Source organism: Rathayibacter sp. AC182 (genome assembly GCF_979253875.1).
This window is the reverse complement of the sequence record NZ_CEEDEK010000003.1, coordinates 78,946-96,106: the sequence shown is the minus strand read 5'-3', so window position 1 is coordinate 96,106 and position 17,161 is coordinate 78,946. Positions and strand designations below refer to the sequence as shown.

Below are 17,161 nucleotides of genomic sequence, written 5' to 3'. Positions count from 1 at the left end.
CGCCGCGGTGGTCGGGCTCGGAGCGATCCGGCTCCGCGTCGGCACCGGGGCGCACGAAGGAGAGCAGACGTCGGGCCGCGGTCGTCGCGCGCGCCATCAGCGCACGCTCCGTCCGGGGCTCGTTCCGTCGTCCGAGGGTCATGTCTCCTCTTCGGAGCCCCTCCGGTCGATCGGCTTGGTCCGTCGTGCGCTGCGGAAGCGCGTCCCCACCTGTGCATGGGCACAGTCTTGCGGTGCAGTGGCGCGAAACGAAACGCTGGGGGCACGGGAGTCCCGCGTGTCGCCTCCTCCGCTCGACCCCGCGCGGGGGTGCGCGGAACCGGTGCGGCCGGGATGATCCGGGGATGGACCTCCCGTTCCCGCTCCCGATCGCCCCCATGCTCGCCAAGGCGGTCGCCGCCGTCCCCGCGCAGGACAGCGTCGCGGGCGGCTTCTCCTACGAGCCCAAGTGGGACGGATTCCGCGCGATCGTCTCGATCGCCGACGGCGTCGTCGAGATCGGCAGCCGCGGCTCCAAGCCGCTGACGCGCTACTTCCCCGAGCTCGTCGAGGCCCTCGCCCCGCCTCCTCCCCGACGGCTGCGTCGTCGACGGCGAGATCGTGCTGGCGACCGGGCCGGAGGGCGCGCAGCGGCTCGACTGGGACCTCCTCTCGCAGCGCATCCACCCGCGGCGAGCAGGGTCCGGACCCTCTCCGCCGAGACTCCTGCCATGCTCGTCGCCTTCGACCTCCTGGCCGTCGGCGGGCGTTCGCTGCTCGAGGAGCCGTACTCGGCGCGCCGCACCGCGCTCGCCGACCTGCTCGACGGCGTGCCGCATCCGCTCCACCTCGGACGCACCACCTCCGACGAGGCGCTGGCCCGCGACTGGCTCGACCGCTTCGAGGGCGCGGGGCTCGACGAGGTGATCGCCAAGCCGCTGGGAGCCCGGCTACGCCCCGGGGAAGCGCACGATGCTCAAGGTGAAGCACCACCGCACGGCCGACGTCGTCGCGATCGGGTACCGCGAGCACACGTCCAAGCCCGGTGTCGGCTCCCTCCTCCTGGGCCTGTTCGACTCCGACGGCGAGCTGCGGCAGGTCGGCGGCGCCTCCGCCTTCACCGACGCCCGCCGGCTCGGGCTCGTCGAGGAGCTCGCCGACGCGGTGGAGCGCGACGAGGCCGGGGAGCCCGTGCGCGGCGACGGCGAGCGGAGCCGGTTCTCGAACGGGAGGGACACGTCCTTCGTCCGCCTGCGGCCGATCCGCGTGCTCGAGGTCCGCTACGACCAGCGCGAGGGCGACCGCTTCCGGCACACCGTGCAGTTCGAGCGCTGGCGCCCGGACCGCGAGGCGCGCTCGTGCACGTTCGAGCAGCTCGAGCAGCCGGTCGCCTACGACCTGCAGGACGTGCTGGGCTGAGACTCAGTCGGCCGTCTTCTTCGCGCGGCTGGGCTGCACGCGGGGCGGCTCCCCCGGCATCTTGGGGAAGTCGGGCGGGAAGGGCAGCTCGCCGAGCCCGGCCGCGACGTCCCGCTCCCACCAGGCCAGCAGCGTCTCGGGCGTCCCCGGCGCGTCGTGCATGCGGGCCCACGGATCGCCCGTCTCGCGGAGCCGGTCGGGCACGGTGCGGATCGTGAACGCCGTCGGATCGACACCGTCGAGCTCGTCCCACTCCACGGGGCAGGAGACCGGCGCGTGCGGCAATGGGCGGGGACTGTAGGCGCCGGCGATCGTGCGGTCGCGGTTCGCCTGGTTGAAGTCGACGAAGAGGCGCTCGCCGCGCTCCTCCTTCCACCACGCGGTGGTGACGTCCCGGGGCATCCGGCGCTCGAGCTCGCGGGCGGCGGCGATCACCGCGTGCCGGACCACCAGGAACTCGTGCTCGGGCACGATCGGCGCGAACACGTGCAGACCCCGGTTGCCGGAGGTCTTGACGAACGGCTCGAGCCCGGCCTCGCGGAGGACCTCGCGGAGCACCGTGCGCGGCGCGGACCGCCTCGGCGACTCCGGTGCCCGGCTGCGGGTCGAGATCGATGCGCAGCTGGTCGGGGTGGTCGGAGTCCTCGGCGCGCGAGGCCCACGGGTGGAAGACGAGCGTGTTCATCTGGGCGGCCCAGACCGCGACGGCCGGCTCGTCGATCACGAGCTGCGGATGCACGCGGCCGCTCGGGTAGGTCACCGGCACCGAGCGCACGTACTCGGGTGCGCCCTTCGGCGGGTTCTTCGGAGAAGAACTGCTCGCCGTCGATCCCGGAGGAGAAGCGCTGCAGCGAGATCGGCCGGTCGCCGTTGGCCGCCACGAACGCGTCGCCCACCGCGATCAGGTACTCGGCGACCTCGCGCTTCGTGATCCCCGGCTCCGGGTAGAGCACCCGATCGGGGCTCGGAGCCGCACCTCCCGCTCGCCGTGCGGTCCGGGGACGGTGAGGACGACGGCGTCTCGGGGCATCCCCCACGCTAGCCCGCGGCGCCGCCCGGCGACAGGGGACCGCCGGGGCGGCGGCGGAGGCGGATCGGCCCCTTCGCGCGGGACGGATCGACGATCTGCCCGCCCTGGACGATGTCGATCTCGCCGCGGTCGACGAGTCGGCGCGCGGCGCGGCGCACCGGTTCCATCAGGGGGCGCCAGTCCTCGCCGCCGACCTTCCGCGCCACCTCCGACGGGCAGGCGGTCGAGGACGCGGCCCGGGCGAGCAGGACGGTCCGGATCTCGTCCTCCAGCCGCGCCTCCTCCGGCCCCAGCCGCGGCGGCGGCAGGCGTCGGAGCGGTACTTCACGTTCTCCCAGTCGCGCGCCCACTTCGCGCGCCACTGGATCTCGCGCCCGCGCAGGAGGCGCAGGTCTTGCTCTCGGGGCGGGCGGAGGACTCGCGGACGCGGTGGGCCATGCTCCGAGTCTGCGCGGGCGTCCGATCCTGTGCCACCGGTTGCGGGATGCCGAGGGGACCTGCAGGAGCCGGTGTCATACTCCGCAATGCGGCCCGAGCGGCCCCGGCCGGTACGACAGGCTGGAGGGACCGTGCTGCGGCACGGAGGCGGAGCCGTCCCGGTCGCCGCGCCGCACCCCGAGCGATCAGGAGTCTCCGATGAGCCGTGAGAACCTCGCCACCACCTCCGACGCCGATGCGAGCGGGCACCACCGCGCCGCCTTCGCCGGCCTGTCGCCGGAGGAGTTCAAGCTCGCGTTCCGCAATCACGCCGCCGGCGTCGCCCTGATCACGGCCGACCCGGGCACCGGACCCGTCGCGCTGACCGCGACGTCGGTGTTCTCGGTCAGCGCCGAGCCCCCGCTCTTCGTCTTCCTCGCTGTCCGCCGCCTCCTCGAGCACGCCCGCGATCCGCGCCTCCGAGACGCTCGTCGTGCACCTGCTCGGGGCGCAGCAGCTCGACCTCGCCCGCCTGGGCTCGACCAGCGGCATCGACCGCTTCGCCGACACGTCGCTCTGGTCGCGACTGCCCACCGGCGAGCCGTACTTCCCGGCCGCCGCGGCGTGGATCCGGGGCACCGTCATCAACCGCATGGAGGCGGGCTCGTCGACGATCGTCGCGGTGCACGCCCTCGAGGCGCACGTGCCGGAGGACTCGGACGCCGCGGCTCCGCTCGTCTACCACAACCGCACCTGGCACCACCTCGGCGAGCACTCGCGCCTGGGCTGACCCGCTCGAACGCGAGAGCGGCCGTCCTCGGGGTCCGAGGGCGGCCGCTCCGGCGTTCCGCCCGGCTCAGTCCTCGCCGACGGCCACCGGGCGGCCGGGCGTGCTCGACCACTGCGACCAGGAGCCCGGGAACACCTGCGGGGCGAAGCCCGCGAGCGTGAGGGCGACCGCGTCGGCCGCGGCCGTCACTCCGGAGCCGCAGTAGACGCCCACGGGTGCCGACGCGGTGACGCCGAGGGACTCCGAAGCGGGCGCGCAGCTCGTCGGCCGGGAGGAAGCGGCCGCTCTCGTCGACGTTCGCCGTGGCCGGAGCATTGCGCGCGCCGGGGATGTGCCCCGCGCGCGGATCGATCGGCTCGACCTCGCCGCGGAAGCGCTCCGGCGCCCGGGCGTCGAGCAGCACGCCGTGCTCGGGCAGGGCCGCGGCCTCGTCGATGTCGAGCACCGGGAGTGCTCCGTAGCGCAGCTCGACGTCGCCCGCGGCGGTCTCGACGGGTCCGGTCTCGAGGGGCGGCCCGAGGCGGTCCAGGCCCGGAGGGATCCGTCGAGCAGGCGCACGTCGGCGACTCCCGCGTAGCGGAGCAGCCACCAGGCGCGGGCGGCGGACAGGTTCTTCAGGTCGTCGTAGACGACGACGGGCTGCCCCTGGCGAAGCCCCAGCGCCGCGCCGCCTCCTGCAGCCGGTCGACGGAGGGCAGCGGGTGCCGGCCCTCCTCCGGTGCGCCGTGCTGCGCGAGCTCGTGATCGAGGTCGACGTAGACGGCGCCGGGCACGTGGCCCTCGAGGAAGGCGGGGCGCCCGTCGGGGCGATCGAGCCGCCAGCGCACGTCGAGGACGAGCGGCGGCGCGGGCGAGGCGAGGGCCGCCTCGAGCTCGTCGGGTGCGACGAGCACGGAGCTGCAGGCGGGGATGTCGGTCATGACGGTCCTTTCGAGGGCGCGCTCACAGCGCTGTTCCGGGATTCAGGATGCCCTGCGGATCGAAGACCCGCCGCAGCGCGCGCTGCAGGGCGACGACCTCGGGGCCGAGCTCGCGGCGGGCCCACTCGCGCTTGAGCACTCCGACGCCGTGCTCGCCGCTGACCGTTCCGCCGAGTTCGAGGGCGAGGGCGAACACCGCGTCGGCGGCTGCCTCGGCCTGGAGGCGGGCGGCCTCGGAGTCGTCGCGGAGTCGGATGATCGGGTGCAGGTTGCCGTCGCCCGCGTGGGCGAAGACGTACACGTCGGCGCCGGTGCCGTCCGCGATCGCGTGCACCCTCCGGATCGCCTCGGCGAGCCGGGACCGCGGCACGGCGATGTCCTCGATGAGGACCCGCCCGCGCGCCTCGATCGCCGGGAGGGCGTCGCGGCGGGCCGAGGCGAGGGCGAGTCCCTCCGCGGGATCGAGCGTCGTCTCGACGCTCACGGCGGTGGGGGCGAGGACGGAGCGCACGGCCTCGATCTCCTCCGCCGCTCCGAAGCCGTCGGTCTGCACCAGCAGGAAGGCGCCGCCGTGCAGGGCGAGGCCGGTGCCGCGCAGCGCGTCGATGGCCCCGAGCGTGCGGTCGTCGACGAGCTCGAGGACGCTGGGCCGGAGCCCCGCCCGTGCGAGGGCGGTCGCGGCCTCGGCACCGGCGGCGACGTCGGTGAAGTAGGCGGCGGCGGTGGCCGTGGAGCGGGGCCGCGGCAGGAGACGGAGCGTGGCGCCGACGATCACGCCCAGACTCCCCTCCGAGCCCACGAGAAGCGCGGTGAGGTCGAGACCGACGACGCCCTTCAAGGTGTCGCGGCCGACGTGCACGAGCGAGCCGTCGGCGAGGACCACGTCCAGGGCGAGCACGGCGTCGCGGGTGACGCCGTACTTCGCCCCGCGCAGACCCCCGGCGTTGGTCGCGATGGTGCCGCCGATCGTCGAGATCTCGACGCTGCCCGGATCGGGGGCGTAGAGGAGCCGTGCTCGGCCGCCGCACGGTCGAGGTCGGCGGTGATCACTCCGGGCTCGACGCGCGCGATCTGGTCGACGGGGTCGATCGAGAGGATGCGGTCCAGACCCGAGACGTCGAGCACCAGGGCCCCCTCCCCGCGCTGGCTCCGCCGGCGAGTCCGGAGGCGGCGCCGCGGGTCACGACAGGGAGGCCGTGCAGGGAGGCGTGGGCGAGGGTCGCGCGCACCTCGTCGACCGAGCGGGCGCGGACGACGCCCGCCGGCACTCCGCCCGGGGACCAGCCCGAGCGGTCGGCGCGGACCACCTCCACGTCGACGGCGCTCATGCTCCGGCCCGCACGACGAGGGGAGCCCCCTCGGGCGAGGCCTTCACCCGCTCGAGGAACAGCACGACTGTCGCGGCGACGGAGCGGTGCGACACGTCGTTGAGGACGTCGTGGCGTCCGCCCGCGACGAGGTGGATCTCGGCGTGCGGGGCTGTCCGGAGCACCGCGACGGCCTCGTCGACGGGGCTGACCGGGTCGGCATCGCCGTGCAGCGCCAGCAGCGGCGCCCGGACGGCGCTCGCCGCCACCGCGAGCAGCTCGGGCGGGAGGACGACGGTGGGAGCGGAGCCGGTCTCGCGCTCGAGCACGCCCGCATGGTTCGGGCAGGCCGTGCGGTCGCCGACGGCCGCGCCCCCGGAGCGGACCGGCAGTCCTGCGACCACGACGGCGTCGACCTCCGCGGTGGCGGCGATCTCGAGGGCGACCGCCGCTCCGGCGTCGGAGCCGACGAGCACGACGGGAGCGGCGAGCGAGCGGTCGGCGAGCAGGGCGCGTGCGGCGTCGACCGTGCCCGCGGCCGTCGCGTCGCCGAGGACGCGGACCCGGTAGGCGTCGCGGGCGATCCGGGTGCCGAAGCGCTCGTAGACGGCCGGAGTCTCGCCGCGGCCGGCGAGGACGACGAGGGTGCCGCGCGGGGCGATCCCGTCCGGCTCGTCGAAGGCGAGGACGGGGGCGGTGGTGGCGGCGGGGGCGGTGACGGTCATGCGGGGACCCTCTCTGAAACGGTGGGGACGGGGACGGGATCCAGGAGCTCGGCGAGGGCGAGCGGCGTGCGGGCCGCCTCCGCCCCGCGCAGGCCGAGCAGGTGCTGGAGGCGCTCGTTGAGTGGAGCGGGGACGCCGGTGCGCCGGGAGAGCAGCACGATCTCTCCGGTCAGCAGGTCGACCTCGCTGCCGGCTCCGCGGGCGAAGCTCTGCCAGGTCGAGAGGCGGCCGGGGACGTGACCGGGGACGGGCTCGACGACGAGGCGGGTGCCGTCGTCCTCGGCGATCGCGCGGCCGTCGGCGAGCAGCACGGCACGCGCCTCCGCGGCGAGCGCCGTGCGCGCCCGCGTCCGCTCGTCGTCGCTCCCGGCGAAGAGGTCGAGGCCGTTCGCGGTGTTGACGATCAGCTTCCGCGCTTTCCAGGCGCTGATGCCGGGCACGGCGCGCGCGGCGAATCCGGCGCTGCGCAGGAGCGCGGCGTACTCCTCGGCGCGCGGGTCGAGCGCGTCCGGGTACCGCCCGATCCAGAGGACCCCGACGGTCGGGAAGGACGGCGAGACGACCTCGCCCGGTGCGAGGAAGCTCGCGGCGATGCCGATCGAGACGCCGAAGACATCGCGGAAGCGGCGCAGCGCCGCGTCCTCGGCCGCGAGGCCGTTCTGCAGGGTCAGCACCGGGAGCTCCGCCCCCGCGCCTCCTCCCGCGAGCGGCGTCCAGGCCCACTCGGCGAGCGCCGCCGCGGCGTCCTGCGCCTTGACCGCGAGCACGAGCACGTCGCCGCGGGTGGGAGCGACCTCCTCCGGGCCCGAGGCGACCGGGACCGCGACGGTCTCGTCTCCGGAGGGACGGCGCAGCTTCAGCCCCGCTCGCGCAGCACGCGGAGCTGCTCGCCGCGGGCGACGAGGACCACGGCGTGCCCGGCGAGGTGCAGCTGGGCGGCGAGGACGGAGCCGACGGCGCCCGCCCCGATGACGACGATGCGGCCGCTCATGCCGGGACTGCCGAGACACGGGCGCCCGGGACCGCGGCCAGGAGCGCGCGCGTGTACTCGGCCTCGGGCGCGCCGAAGACGCGGGCGGTCGTGCCCGTCTCCTCCACGCGCCCCCGGTTCAGCACGACCACCTCGTGCGCCACGTCGGCGACGACGGCGAGGTCGTGCGAGACGAACAGGTACGCCACTCCGAGGTCCTGCTGCAGCTCGACGAGCAGGGCGAGGATCTGCGCCTGCACCGAGACGTCGAGGGCCGAGACGGGCTCGTCGAGCAGCACGAGGTCCGGGCCGAGGGCGAGCGCCCGGGCGATCGCCACCCGCTGACGCTGGCCGCCCGAGAGCTCGGCGGGCAGGCGCGAAGGGACGAGGCGGGCAGGCCGACGCGGTCCAGCAGCTCCCGCGCGCGCTCGATCCGCGAGGCCCGGTCGCCGACCCGGAAGGAGACGAGCGGCTCGATCACCGACTCGAGCACGGTGAAGCGCGGATCGAGGGCGGCGAACGGGTTCTGGTGGACGAGCTGGATCCGGCGGCGCAGCGGTCGCCACTGCCGCTCGCGCGCTCCGGTCACGTCGACGCCCTCCACGAGCACGCGACCGCTGGTCGGCGCGACGAGACCGAGGGCGACGCGCAGCGCGGTGGTCTTGCCCGATCCGGACTCCCCCATCAGGGCGAGCGTGCGCCCGGCGTGGAGCGAGAAGGAGACGTCGTCGAGCGCGCGGAAGCCGGCTCGGCGCCCCGGCAGCGCGTACTCCTTCACCGCGTTCTCGATCCGGAGCACCTCGGGAGCCGGCTCGACGCGCGTGAACCGCGGCACGATCGTGCCGCCGTGCCCGAGCCCGGGAGCGGCGGCGATCAGGGCGCGGGTGCACTCCTCGCGCGGGGCGACCAGGATCCGCTCGGGCGTGCCCTGCTCCACCACGCGACCGGCGCGCATCACGAGCACGCGGTCGGCGCGGTCGGCGGCCACGGCGAGGTCGTGCGTGATGATCAGCAGCGAGATGCCCTGCTCGCGGACCAGCGACTGCAGGTGGTCGAGGATCCGCTTCTGCACGGTCACGTCGAGGGCCGAGGTGGGCTCGTCGGCGATGATCAGCCGCGGCTTCCCGGCGAGGGCGATCGCGATGAGCGCTCGCTGGCGGAGTCCGCCCGAGAGCTGGTGCGGGTACTGCCGCGCGCGCAGGTCGGGATCGTCGATGCCCGCCTGCTCGAGTGCCTCGCGCACCTCGGCGGGCACCGAGCGGCGGTCGACTCCGCGCAGGCGCACGGCCTCGGCGACCTGGGCGCCGATCCGGAGCGTCGGGTTCAGCCCGACCATCGGGTCCTGCGGCACGAGGGCGACGACGCGGCCGCGGAGCCGGCGCAGCTCCTTCTCGGACGCCGCGGTGACGTCGGCTCCGCCGATCGTGATCGAGCCGCCGGTGACGCGCCCGTTCGCGGGCAGCAGTCCCAGCAGGGCGTTCGCCGTCGTCGACTTGCCCGACCCCGACTCCCGACGACCGCCACGATCTCCCCGGGCGCGATCTCGAGCGACACGTCGTGCACGACCGGCTGCCCGTCGTACGCGACAGCCAGGTGATCGAGACGGACCAGGGCGCTCATCGCGCTGCACCTCCTCGACGGTCTTGGCGACGTGGTTGAGCGAGAAGACGAGGAGTCCGACGAAGAGCCCGGGCAGGAGCGAGAGCCACGGGCTGGTGACGAGGTAGTTGCGCCCGGTCGAGATGAGGGTGCCCCACTCGGCGGCGGGCGGAGCGGCACCGAAGCCGAGGAAGCTCAGCGCGGCGACCGCGATGATCGCCGTGCCGAGGTCGAGGACGGCGAGGACCGCGACCGGACCCCAGGAGTTCGGCAGCACGTGCCGCACGAGCACCCGCAGGCGGGTCGCGCCGCCCGTCCGCGCCGCCTCGACGTAGGGCAGCGTCTTCACCCGGAGCACCTCGGCGCGGGTCGTCCGCGCGAAGCCGGGCAGGATGCCGATGCCGACCGCGAGGGCGACGGGCAGCGTCCCGAATCCGATCGCCGTGACGATCGCGAGGGCGAGCAGCAGCCCGGGGACGGCGAGCAGGACGTCGACCACGCGCATGATCACGGCGTCCACCACTCCGCCGGCGTAGCCCGAGACGACCCCGAGGGCGAGACCGCCGACGAGCGCGATGGCGAGCGCGACGACCGTCGCCTGGATCGTCAGTGCTCCCCCGTGCAGCACCCGGGCGAAGAGATCGCGTCCGAGCTCGTCGGTGCCGAAGAGGTGGGCGGGGCTCGGCGCCTGCAGCTTGTCCGCCGGAGCGGTCGCGAACGGGTCGTAGGCGGTGAACAGCGCCGGCGCGATCGCCGAGAGCAGCACGAAGACCGCGAAGGCGAGCGCCAGGGAGGAAGCCGGGGCGGCGCAGGAGGAGTCGGAGCGTCCTGCGCCGTCTCGCGCCCCGCCCGTGCGGGACGGCGACGGAGAGCGGTCGCCGGGGCGGTCGTGACGGCCGCCCCGGGCCGGGTGAGTTCGAGCGTCATGGTCGAGCCGCCTTCGAGGTGTGGGTGATGCGCGGATCCAGGAGCGGGTAGAGCAGGTCGACGAGCAGGTTGATGCCCACGAAGACCGCGGCGGCGAGCACGACGATCGCCTGCACCACCGGCACGTCCTGGGTGAGCACCGACTCCTGGGCGAGGGTGCCGATGCCCTGCCGGGCGAAGATCGTCTCGGCCACGATCGCGCCGGTGACCGTGTTGCCCGCGAGGACGCCCAGGATCGTGAGGGTCGGCAGCGAGGCGTTGCGGAACGCGTGCCGCCACTGCACCGCCCCGCGGCCCAGGCCCTTGGCGCGCGCAGTCGTGATGTACGACTCCGCCTGCACGTCGGCGAAGCTGCGGGTGAGCACCTGGGCCAGCATCGCCGAGGTCGGGATCGCCATCGTGACCGCCGGCAGGATCGAGACCCGCCGGAGTCGCGCTGCCCGTGGAGGGCAGCAGGTGCAGCGTGAAGGCGAAGAACTGCACGAGCAGGAGCCCGATCCAGAAGCCGGGAGCGCGACCCCGCCGACGGGAGCCGGCCGAGCACGACCTTCAGCGGCCGCCACTGCGTACGCCGCCAGGTACGCGAGCAGCGGTCCCGCCGATCAGCGCGAGGCCGATGGCGAGCGCGCTGAGCTGGAGGGTGCCCGGCAGTTTCTGGGCGATCAGCTCGGTGACCGGGATCCCCTTGGTGATCGACGTGCCGAAGTCGCCGCGCAGCGCGTCGGCCAGCATGCCCGCGTACTGCTGCCACACCGGCTGATCGAGGCCGTAGCGCGCCTGCGCCTCGGCGAGCTGCTGCGGCGACAGGGAGTCGAGCTCCACGTTGTTCGCCGAGAGGAGCAGTGCCAGCGGATCGGCTCGGCAGCAGCCAGAGCACCGCGAACGTGAGGGTGTACGCGGCCCAGAGCACCAGCACGGCCTGGGCGATCCTCCCGGCCAGGTAGCGGCCGAGACCTGAGGGCGCCGAGCGCACCCGGGTCCCGGCCGGCGCCGCCTGGAGCGATCGTCATCGCTGGATCCACGCGTCGGCGAAGTCGCCGAACGACTCCGAGGTGAAGCGGAAGCCGTGCACGCTCGAGGAGACGCCCGCCAGCTGCACCCGCTCGGCGAAGGGCAGCACGAGCGCGTTGTCGATCAGGTACTCCTGCAGCTCGGCGTACACCGCCGCGCGTGCCGTCGAGGTCGATCGTCTGCACGCCCTCGTCGAGCAGCGCCTGCACCTCCGTCGCCTGCTCGGGCGCGAAGTTGTTGAGCGCCTGCGCCTTCGACCCGGCGACGCGCGCGTCGACGATCCACTGGATCACTCCGGGATCCGCTCGCGTGTAGTAGGTCGAGATGAGGTCGTACTGCCCGCTGCCGAGCACCTCGGCGCGCTGCGCGTTGGTGATCACGTTCAGCTCGGGCTCGATGCCGACCTGCTTCAACTGGTCCTGGATCAGCTGGTCGCCCGCGCCGAACTGGGTGACGATCGGCACCGAGAGCGTGAGCCTCGCCGCCCTTCGAGCGGTAGCCGTCGTCTCCGAGCACCCAGCCCGCCTCGTCGAGCAGCTCCGCCGCTCCGTCGGGATCGAACGCCAGCGCGTCGGAGTGGTCCACGGAGTACGGGGTCGTCGTGTTGTAGACACCGGTGACCGCCGGGTACTCGGCGCCGAAGACCGTCGAGGCGTAGGACCCGCGGTCGATCGCCTTCTGCACGGCCGTGCGCACCCGCTCGTCCGACAGGATCCGGCCCTCCGCGACGTTGGGGTAGTAGTTGCTCGCCGGACCCGGCAGCGCCCGGCTCTCCACCCGGTCGCCTCCCCGGTGATCACGGCCTGGTCGTTCTCGGAGATCGGGCTCCGAGGCCAGGCGATGTCGATCTCGTCGCTGGTCAGCTGGCCCACGCGCACGCTGTCCTCGGCGACGTAGGTGACGTCGATCCCGTCGAGGTGCGCCTCACCCGTGTTCTCGCGCAGCGCCGAGCCCCACGCGTAGCCCTCGCGCTTGTCGAGCGTGATGCCCGTGCCCGGCGTGTAGCCGGTCAGGGTGAAGGGACCCGAGCCGACCACGTTCCCGAGGCAGCGCTCCTCCGGGGTCGCCGCGTACGAGGAGGCCGCGAGGATCGCGAGGTTCGTCGTCGACGTGCCCTGCAGGAACGAGGCGTTCGGGCTGGAGAACCGCACGGTCGCGGTGTCGGCGTCCACGACGTCCGTGCCCGCGTAGCCGGCCAGGTAGACGCCTCCGTAGGCCGCGGGCAGCTCGGCGAGCGTCGCCTGCGCGCTGTCGAACGCGGTCTTCACGCTCTCGGCGGTGAACGCCGTGCCGTCCGAGAAGGTGACGTCGCCGCGCAGGTCGAGGTGTACTCGGTGCCGGCCTCGTTCACCGTCCAGTCGGTGGCGAGCCACGGCGGATCTCGCCGGTCTCGGGATCCTGGTCGGTCAGGGAGTCGGCGACGTTGCGGATCACGGTGCGGTGCTCGATCCAGTAGGTCTGGAACGGGTCGACGCACGAGAACGCGGCGTTGTCCGGGGAAGAAGGCGAGCCGGAGCCGTCCGCCGTCGACCGGGGTCGAGGAGTCGGCGCCCGTGCCCGCCTCGGACGCGCCGGAGCAGGCGGTGAGGGCGAGGGCCGAGGCGAGGACGAGCGCCGCGGCGCGGGATCGTCGGAAGGGTGCGGTCATGTCGATGTCTCCGGGAGGGTCAGTGCGCGGCGGCCGCGAGGCTGCGGGTGCCGGCGAGGAGGAGGGCGGCGTCGTCCTGCGGCGGAGTGCACGCGGGAGGCGAGGACGTCGCGGAGGTGGCGCTCGAGCGGGGTTGTGCGCGTGAGCCCCGGGTTGCCGAGGCGGCGACCGCGGTCTCGACCGCGGTGACCGCCGAGCGGGTGGCGAGCAGCTTGCCGACGAGGACGCGCTCCGCGGCCTGCGGATCGCCCGCGTCACGCGCGCGGCGAGTGAGCAGCAGCACTCCTCGGCCTGCACGAGCTGCGCCTGGATCTCGCCGGCGACGGAGCGGATCCGCTCGGTGGTCGCGATCGGCCGCCCGAGCGGGGTGGGGATCCGCTCGTTCGCGAACCGGACGAAGAAACGCTGCGCGGCGCGGCCGACCCCGACGTAGAGCGCGGCGACCGCGGAGATCGAAGGCGCCGGCGGCCCCCGCCTCGGGAGGCAGCTGCGAGCGCGGCGTGCCGCGGAAGTGCTCGAGCGGGATCCGCACGCGCTCGTAGAGCACGTCGTGGGTGCTCGAGGCGCGCTGGCCGAGGTGGTCCCAGGTCCTCGATCCGCACGCCCTCCGCGTCGCCGGGGACGATCGCGTGGCCAAGCTCCGGCTCCCCCGACGCGCCCTGCAGATCCACCGCCCAGACCAGGTGGTAGGCCAGACCCTCGGAGCCGGTGGCGAATCCCTGCGCCCCTCGAGGACCCAGTGGTCGCCCCGGCGGCGGATCGTGGTGGCCGGGAGTCCTCCGCGGGCGGGCGCTCCCCACTCCGGCTCGGCCCGCACCGCGTTGAGCAGCACCGGTCGCTCCCGGGAGTCGGCGAGGACACCGCGGTAGAGCTCTTCGGGCCAGACGCCGGTGCGGTCCTGCGCCGCGTGCTGCAGCGCGGTCATCGCCGAGATCAGCGCGACGGCCAGGTCGCCCGCGCCGAGGGCGCCGAAGACGCGCACGAGGTCCACCGTCGAGGCGGGTCGGCCCGCCGTAGCGGGTGCCGACCGCGAGGGTGAGCGGTCCGGCGTCGTGGACCGCGCGGATGCCTTCCCAGGGAACTCGGCGGTGCGGTCGTAGTGCTCCGCCGTCTCGGCGAGTCGTGCGGTGACGCGGGCGAGGGCGCGGTCCGAGAGGTCGGCGGTGGCCGGCAGCGGTTCCGTCAGGAGCGTACGCGGACACCTCCGCGAGCTCGCGCTCGGCCTCGAGCGGAGGCTGCGCCGCGGTCTCGCCTCGGCGCCCGGTCGCGTCGCGGTGCGCGAGCTCCTGCCGCACGAGGGGATGAGGTACCGCCCGTAGTCGATCGCGTCGTCGAGGTTGTCGTACCCGCGGATCGAGATCAGGTCGGCGCCGAGATCGACGTAGTCGAGGATCGCCGCGGCCACGGTCTCCGGGGTGCCGACGAGCGCGGTCGACGCGCCCTGGGCGCCGGTGGCCGTCGCGGTCGGCGTCCAGAGCGCGCGGTCGTGCAGGTCCTGCGCTTCGCGATGTCGAGGAGGCGCTGCGAGCCGACGTTCGCGGGCCGGCGGCGGCGGGGTCTGCACCGGCCCCCCTTCGCCCTTGCGCGGGCGCGCGGCGGTGCGGCCCTGCGAGGATCCCGAGGATCCGGTGCGCCTTCTCCCAGGCGAGCTCCTCCGTCGGCGCGATGATCGGCCGGAAGGTGACCCAGGTGCGCGGGTGTCCGCGCCGGCCCGCCGCGATCGCCGCGTCCGCGATCCGGTCGATCTGCTGCTGCGTGTCGGCCAGCGGCTCGCCCCACAGCCCGAAGACGTCCGCGAGCGCCCCGCCCCGCCGGTGGCCTCGTCACTGGATCCCCCGACCGAGACCGGGATGTCGCCGCGCACCGGGCGGACCCGGGAGACGAAGTCCCTCGAAGCGGTAGTACCGGCCGACGTGGTCGAACGGCTCGGTCGCCGACCAGACGCGCCGCAGGATCCGGATGTACTCCTCCTGCCGCGCTAGCGCTCGGCCTTCGTCGAGGCGGTCGCCCTCGCGGGCCTGCTCGCTGGTCGCTCCCTCCGGCGATGGGTGCGACCGCCCGGCCGCCCGAGAGCCTGGTCGAGGGTGGCGAGCGCCTTCGCCGCGACCGTCGAGTACACCGTGTTCGGGCGCAGCGCCGATCGGCTTCAGGTGCTCGGTGGACTGCGTGACCGCCGCGGCGATCGTGAACGGGTCGTGACCGGCGCTGCCATAGGGGACGAGCGTGTAGTCGAACCCGCCCTCCTCCAGGATCCGGGAGTAGCGGCGGAGATAGGGGACGTCGATCGCGCTGTCGGCGAGGCCGTTGACCTCGTTGGAGCGGTTGACGTTGATGGCGGAGATGAACTCGACGGCCACGGGAGGTCCTTTCAGGAGGGTGAGCAGAGCGCAGGAGGGCGCGGCGGAGGGACCCCGCTGAGGGGGTCGATCGCGTGCGGAGGAGTGGGCCGGACCCGGGGGGGCTCGGCGCGGCGAGCGAATCGGCAGCAGCGCGTCAGGAGCCGCGCGACAGGATCAGCGCGTCAGAAGCGGCGCGTCAGAAGCCGCGCGTCAGAAGGAGACCGGACAGGAACATCCGCGCACCGGCGCGGAGGCGTCCCCGTCCCTGCGCATTCGCGCACAGGTCGACCCGTCGACTCCACGGCGCATCGCAAGGCCGGCGCCGAGGGGCGCGGCCGGGGCGAGGGCACGGGAGGAGGTCATGTCCACGACGCTACGGCGCGGGGTCGCGGGGCGTCCAACGATGATTCCGGATGCGTTCCGATCGGCGCTCCCGATCGTTGCTAACCTCCCGACTCATTCGTCGCGAGGGGCGTCACGCGCGCAGTCCGTGGGGTACGGGCGAGAGCCGCGAGCGGTTCGTCCCGAACACCTCCGCGAGTGCGGCGAGCGCCGTCTCCTCGACGTCCGGAGCGAGTCCGCGGCGCGGGACGAGGCGGAGGTTCACCGAGCCCAGCGCGGGCAGGTCGCGGCGCACCTCGAGCCCCTCCGCGACGGCGCCCGCGTGCGCGGTGGGCAGGACGGCCACTCCGATGCCGGCGCGTGCCGCGGCGATGACCCCCTCGAGCGCCGCCGCCTCGGCGACCACGTGCACCTCGTGCCCGAAGGCGCCGAGCTGCTGCAGCGCCCGCTGGCGCATGCCGCACGGCTCGGAGTAGGCCACGAGCGGAAGCGGGACGCCCTCGGGCGCCTGCCAGCCGGGCGCCGCGTACCAGTCGAGCGGGAGGGTCGCGACCTGGCGTCCCGGCAGGTCGCCGCCCACGAGGATCACCGCGAGGTCGACCACTCCTCGCGCCACGGCCTCGGCGAGCTGCGTCGAGCGGTCGAGGGAGAAGGTCAGCGGCCGGTCGTCGAACGCGCGCCGCAGAGTGCCGAGCAGTCGCGGCAGCAGTTGCTCGGCCGCCGGCTCGGTGAGCCCGAGGGCGAGCAGGTTCTCGGTGGCGGCGTCGAGCGCCTCGAGCGCCTCGTCGTGCACGGCGAGGATGCGGCGGGCCTGCACGAGCAGGCGCTCGCCGGCCAGAGTGAACCGCGCCTTCCGGCCCGCCTTCTCGATGAAGGTCCGCTCGAGGCGGCGCTCGAGCGTGCGGACGTGCTGCGAGACGGTGGGCTGGCTGATGTGCAGGGCGATGGCCGCGCGGCCAAATCCACCGCAGTCGGCGATCGCCACGAGCGTGCGCAGGTGGACGATGTCGAGGGTCTCCGGCATGCTCCCGAGGCTAGGGAGGCCCTCGCCGTCGGGCGACCCGGACCGCAACACGGCGACACGGCGGCGCCCCGCCGCAGACCGGAGGCCGCGGCGGGGGCTTGCGGAGCCCGCGGGGTCAGTGCGCGAGCACCGGCTCCGCGGAGGACGGCGCCTGGGCGGCGGCCGAGCGGCGGCGGAAGAGCAGCACCGAGAGCACGGCGCCGAGCGCGAAGAAGCCCGCACCCCATCCGTAGGCCACCGCGTAGCTCTGGACCGCGGCCTGCGCTGCGACCAGCGAGGTGACCGGGGAGTTCGCCGCGAGGTAGTCGGTGACCGCGGTCGCCGCGAGCGTGTTCAGCAGCGCGGTGCCGATCGATCCGCCGACCTGCTGACTGGTGTTGACCATCGCCGACGCGACTCCGGCGAAGCGCGGATCCACTCCGCGGGTCGCCGTCTGCATCGCCCCGGGCATGATCGAGCCCATCGCGGCGCCGAGCACCATCAGCGCCGGCAGCACGTCGGCCGCGTAGGCGCTGTCGAGGTCGAGGCGCGTGAGCAGCAGCATCCCGACGACGCCGAGCAGCATGCCGGACGGCACCATGATCTTCGGGCCGAAGCGCGGCAGGAGCAGGTTGGTCGAGAGCTGCGCGGCGAGCACGAGCATGCCGATCATCGGCAGGAACGAGAGCTCCTGTGCGGATCGGCGAGTAGCCGAGCGAGACCTGCAGGTAGTAG

The 17,161-nt window shown here is 74.4% G+C and carries 16 protein-coding genes and 8 pseudogenes; 3 read left to right on the top strand and 21 right to left on the bottom strand.

The window, feature by feature from the left end:
* Positions 1–140 precede the first annotated feature (140 nt).
* Together AC0CII_RS03315 and AC0CII_RS03310 are read left to right on the top strand one after the other, a co-directional pair.
* A pseudogene (locus tag AC0CII_RS03315) lies at positions 141–884 on the top strand (ATP-dependent DNA ligase); the annotation flags it as partial.
* 67 nt (positions 885–951) lie between these two features.
* Positions 952–1,398, top strand: a complete 447-nt coding sequence (locus AC0CII_RS03310; RefSeq protein WP_465228673.1) for an ATP dependent DNA ligase — start codon at positions 952–954, stop codon at positions 1,396–1,398.
* Between the two features lie 3 nt (positions 1,399–1,401).
* On the opposite strand, the pseudogene ligD reads toward AC0CII_RS03310, so the two are convergent.
* The 3 genes and pseudogenes from ligD to AC0CII_RS03295 form a co-directional block, all read right to left on the bottom strand.
* Positions 1,402–2,428, bottom strand: a pseudogene (gene ligD, locus AC0CII_RS03305) (non-homologous end-joining DNA ligase).
* Positions 2,429–2,436: 8 nt separating this feature from the next.
* Positions 2,437–2,688, bottom strand: coding sequence for a DUF3253 domain-containing protein (locus AC0CII_RS03300; protein WP_465229028.1), 252 nt, complete (start codon positions 2,686–2,688; stop codon positions 2,437–2,439).
* The gene (locus tag AC0CII_RS03295) at positions 2,595–2,795 is read right to left on the bottom strand and encodes a DUF2256 domain-containing protein (RefSeq protein ID WP_465229027.1); all 201 of its coding nucleotides are present in this window, start codon (positions 2,793–2,795) and stop codon (positions 2,595–2,597) included. Before AC0CII_RS03295 ends, AC0CII_RS03300 begins: the two co-directional genes overlap by 94 nt.
* Positions 2,796–3,064: 269 nt before the next feature.
* Between AC0CII_RS03295 and AC0CII_RS03290 the strand changes: the two are divergent.
* Positions 3,065–3,635, top strand: a pseudogene (locus tag AC0CII_RS03290) (flavin reductase family protein).
* 66 nt (positions 3,636–3,701) lie between these two features.
* Here AC0CII_RS03290 and AC0CII_RS03285 read toward each other — a convergent pair.
* The 18 genes and pseudogenes from AC0CII_RS03285 to AC0CII_RS03200 all read right to left on the bottom strand — a co-directional run bounded on the left by AC0CII_RS03285 (position 3,702) and on the right by AC0CII_RS03200 (position 17,099).
* Positions 3,702–4,555, bottom strand: a pseudogene (locus AC0CII_RS03285) (sulfurtransferase).
* Between the two features lie 22 nt (positions 4,556–4,577).
* The gene (locus AC0CII_RS03280) at positions 4,578–5,453 is read right to left on the bottom strand and encodes an FAD-binding oxidoreductase (protein WP_465229026.1); all 876 of its coding nucleotides are present in this window, start codon (positions 5,451–5,453) and stop codon (positions 4,578–4,580) included.
* Between the two features lie 9 nt (positions 5,454–5,462).
* Positions 5,463–5,680 (bottom strand): annotated as a pseudogene (locus AC0CII_RS03275) (FAD-binding oxidoreductase); the annotation flags it as partial.
* A complete protein-coding gene (locus tag AC0CII_RS03270) occupies positions 5,602–5,883 on the bottom strand; it encodes an FAD-binding protein (protein WP_465228672.1) in 282 nt (93 codons plus the stop codon). The pseudogene AC0CII_RS03275 and the gene AC0CII_RS03270, both read right to left, overlap by 79 nt.
* A complete protein-coding gene (locus AC0CII_RS03265) occupies positions 5,880–6,587 on the bottom strand; it encodes an alpha/beta hydrolase (RefSeq protein ID WP_465226008.1) in 708 nt (235 codons plus the stop codon). Before AC0CII_RS03265 ends, AC0CII_RS03270 begins: the two co-directional genes overlap by 4 nt.
* The gene (locus tag AC0CII_RS03260; protein ID WP_465229025.1) at positions 6,584–7,027 is read right to left on the bottom strand and encodes a ketopantoate reductase family protein; all 444 of its coding nucleotides are present in this window, start codon (positions 7,025–7,027) and stop codon (positions 6,584–6,586) included. The genes AC0CII_RS03265 and AC0CII_RS03260 overlap by 4 nt, the downstream gene beginning before the upstream one ends.
* A gap of 138 nt (positions 7,028–7,165) precedes the next feature.
* Positions 7,166–7,578: pseudogene (locus AC0CII_RS03255) on the bottom strand (ketopantoate reductase family protein); the annotation flags it as partial.
* Positions 7,575–7,703 carry a hypothetical protein gene (locus AC0CII_RS03250; RefSeq protein ID WP_465229097.1) on the bottom strand — a complete coding sequence of 43 codons (129 nt, stop codon included), beginning with the start codon at positions 7,701–7,703 and terminating at the stop codon, positions 7,575–7,577. The pseudogene AC0CII_RS03255 and the gene AC0CII_RS03250, both read right to left, overlap by 4 nt.
* Before the next feature lie 302 nt (positions 7,704–8,005).
* Positions 8,006–9,661 (bottom strand): annotated as a pseudogene (locus AC0CII_RS03245) (ATP-binding cassette domain-containing protein); the annotation flags it as partial.
* A gap of 418 nt (positions 9,662–10,079) precedes the next feature.
* Complete coding sequence (locus tag AC0CII_RS03240; protein WP_465228671.1) at positions 10,080–10,646, bottom strand: ABC transporter permease subunit; 567 nt, start codon at positions 10,644–10,646, stop codon at positions 10,080–10,082.
* A complete protein-coding gene (locus tag AC0CII_RS03235; protein WP_465228670.1) occupies positions 10,633–10,815 on the bottom strand; it encodes a hypothetical protein in 183 nt (60 codons plus the stop codon). The genes AC0CII_RS03240 and AC0CII_RS03235 overlap by 14 nt, the downstream gene beginning before the upstream one ends.
* A gap of 402 nt (positions 10,816–11,217) precedes the next feature.
* Positions 11,218–11,790, bottom strand: coding sequence for an ABC transporter substrate-binding protein (locus AC0CII_RS03230; protein ID WP_465229024.1), 573 nt, complete (start codon positions 11,788–11,790; stop codon positions 11,218–11,220).
* 176 nt (positions 11,791–11,966) lie between these two features.
* Positions 11,967–12,362, bottom strand: a pseudogene (locus AC0CII_RS03225) (ABC transporter substrate-binding protein); the annotation flags it as partial.
* Entirely contained in the window at positions 12,359–12,742 is a 384-nt protein-coding gene (locus AC0CII_RS03220; RefSeq protein WP_465228669.1) for a hypothetical protein, read from the bottom strand. The pseudogene AC0CII_RS03225 and the gene AC0CII_RS03220, both read right to left, overlap by 4 nt.
* A gap of 19 nt (positions 12,743–12,761) precedes the next feature.
* Positions 12,762–14,606 (bottom strand): hypothetical protein, encoded by a 1,845-nt coding sequence (locus tag AC0CII_RS03215; protein ID WP_465228668.1) that lies wholly within the window; start codon positions 14,604–14,606, stop codon positions 12,762–12,764.
* A complete protein-coding gene (locus tag AC0CII_RS03210) occupies positions 14,566–15,099 on the bottom strand; it encodes an LLM class oxidoreductase (protein ID WP_465228667.1) in 534 nt (177 codons plus the stop codon). The genes AC0CII_RS03215 and AC0CII_RS03210 overlap by 41 nt, the downstream gene beginning before the upstream one ends.
* 457 nt (positions 15,100–15,556) lie before the next feature.
* Positions 15,557–16,447: a LysR family transcriptional regulator gene (locus tag AC0CII_RS03205; protein WP_465228666.1), complete on the bottom strand. Its 891-nt coding sequence runs from the start codon at positions 16,445–16,447 to the stop codon at positions 15,557–15,559.
* Between the two features lie 115 nt (positions 16,448–16,562).
* Positions 16,563–17,099 carry an MFS transporter gene (locus AC0CII_RS03200; RefSeq protein WP_465228665.1) on the bottom strand — a complete coding sequence of 179 codons (537 nt, stop codon included), beginning with the start codon at positions 17,097–17,099 and terminating at the stop codon, positions 16,563–16,565.
* Positions 17,100–17,161 lie beyond the last annotated feature (62 nt).

Bases quoted from the DNA above. Each gene is read 5' to 3' on its own strand.
- AC0CII_RS03310 (WP_465228673.1), top strand. From the start codon at position 952: ATGCTCAAGGTGAAGCACCACCGCACGGCCGACGTCGTCGCGATCGGG.
- AC0CII_RS03270 (WP_465228672.1), bottom strand. From the start codon at position 5,883: ATGAGCGCCGTCGACGTGGAGGTGGTCCGCGCCGACCGCTCGGGCTGG.
- AC0CII_RS03265 (WP_465226008.1), bottom strand. From the start codon at position 6,587: ATGACCGTCACCGCCCCCGCCGCCACCACCGCCCCCGTCCTCGCCTTC.
- AC0CII_RS03235 (WP_465228670.1), bottom strand. From the start codon at position 10,815: ATGCTGGCCGACGCGCTGCGCGGCGACTTCGGCACGTCGATCACCAAG.
- AC0CII_RS03220 (WP_465228669.1), bottom strand. From the start codon at position 12,742: ATGACCGCACCCTTCCGACGATCCCGCGCCGCGGCGCTCGTCCTCGCC.
- AC0CII_RS03205 (WP_465228666.1), bottom strand. From the start codon at position 16,447: ATGCCGGAGACCCTCGACATCGTCCACCTGCGCACGCTCGTGGCGATC.
- AC0CII_RS03200 (WP_465228665.1), bottom strand. From the start codon at position 17,099: ATGATCGGCATGCTCGTGCTCGCCGCGCAGCTCTCGACCAACCTGCTC.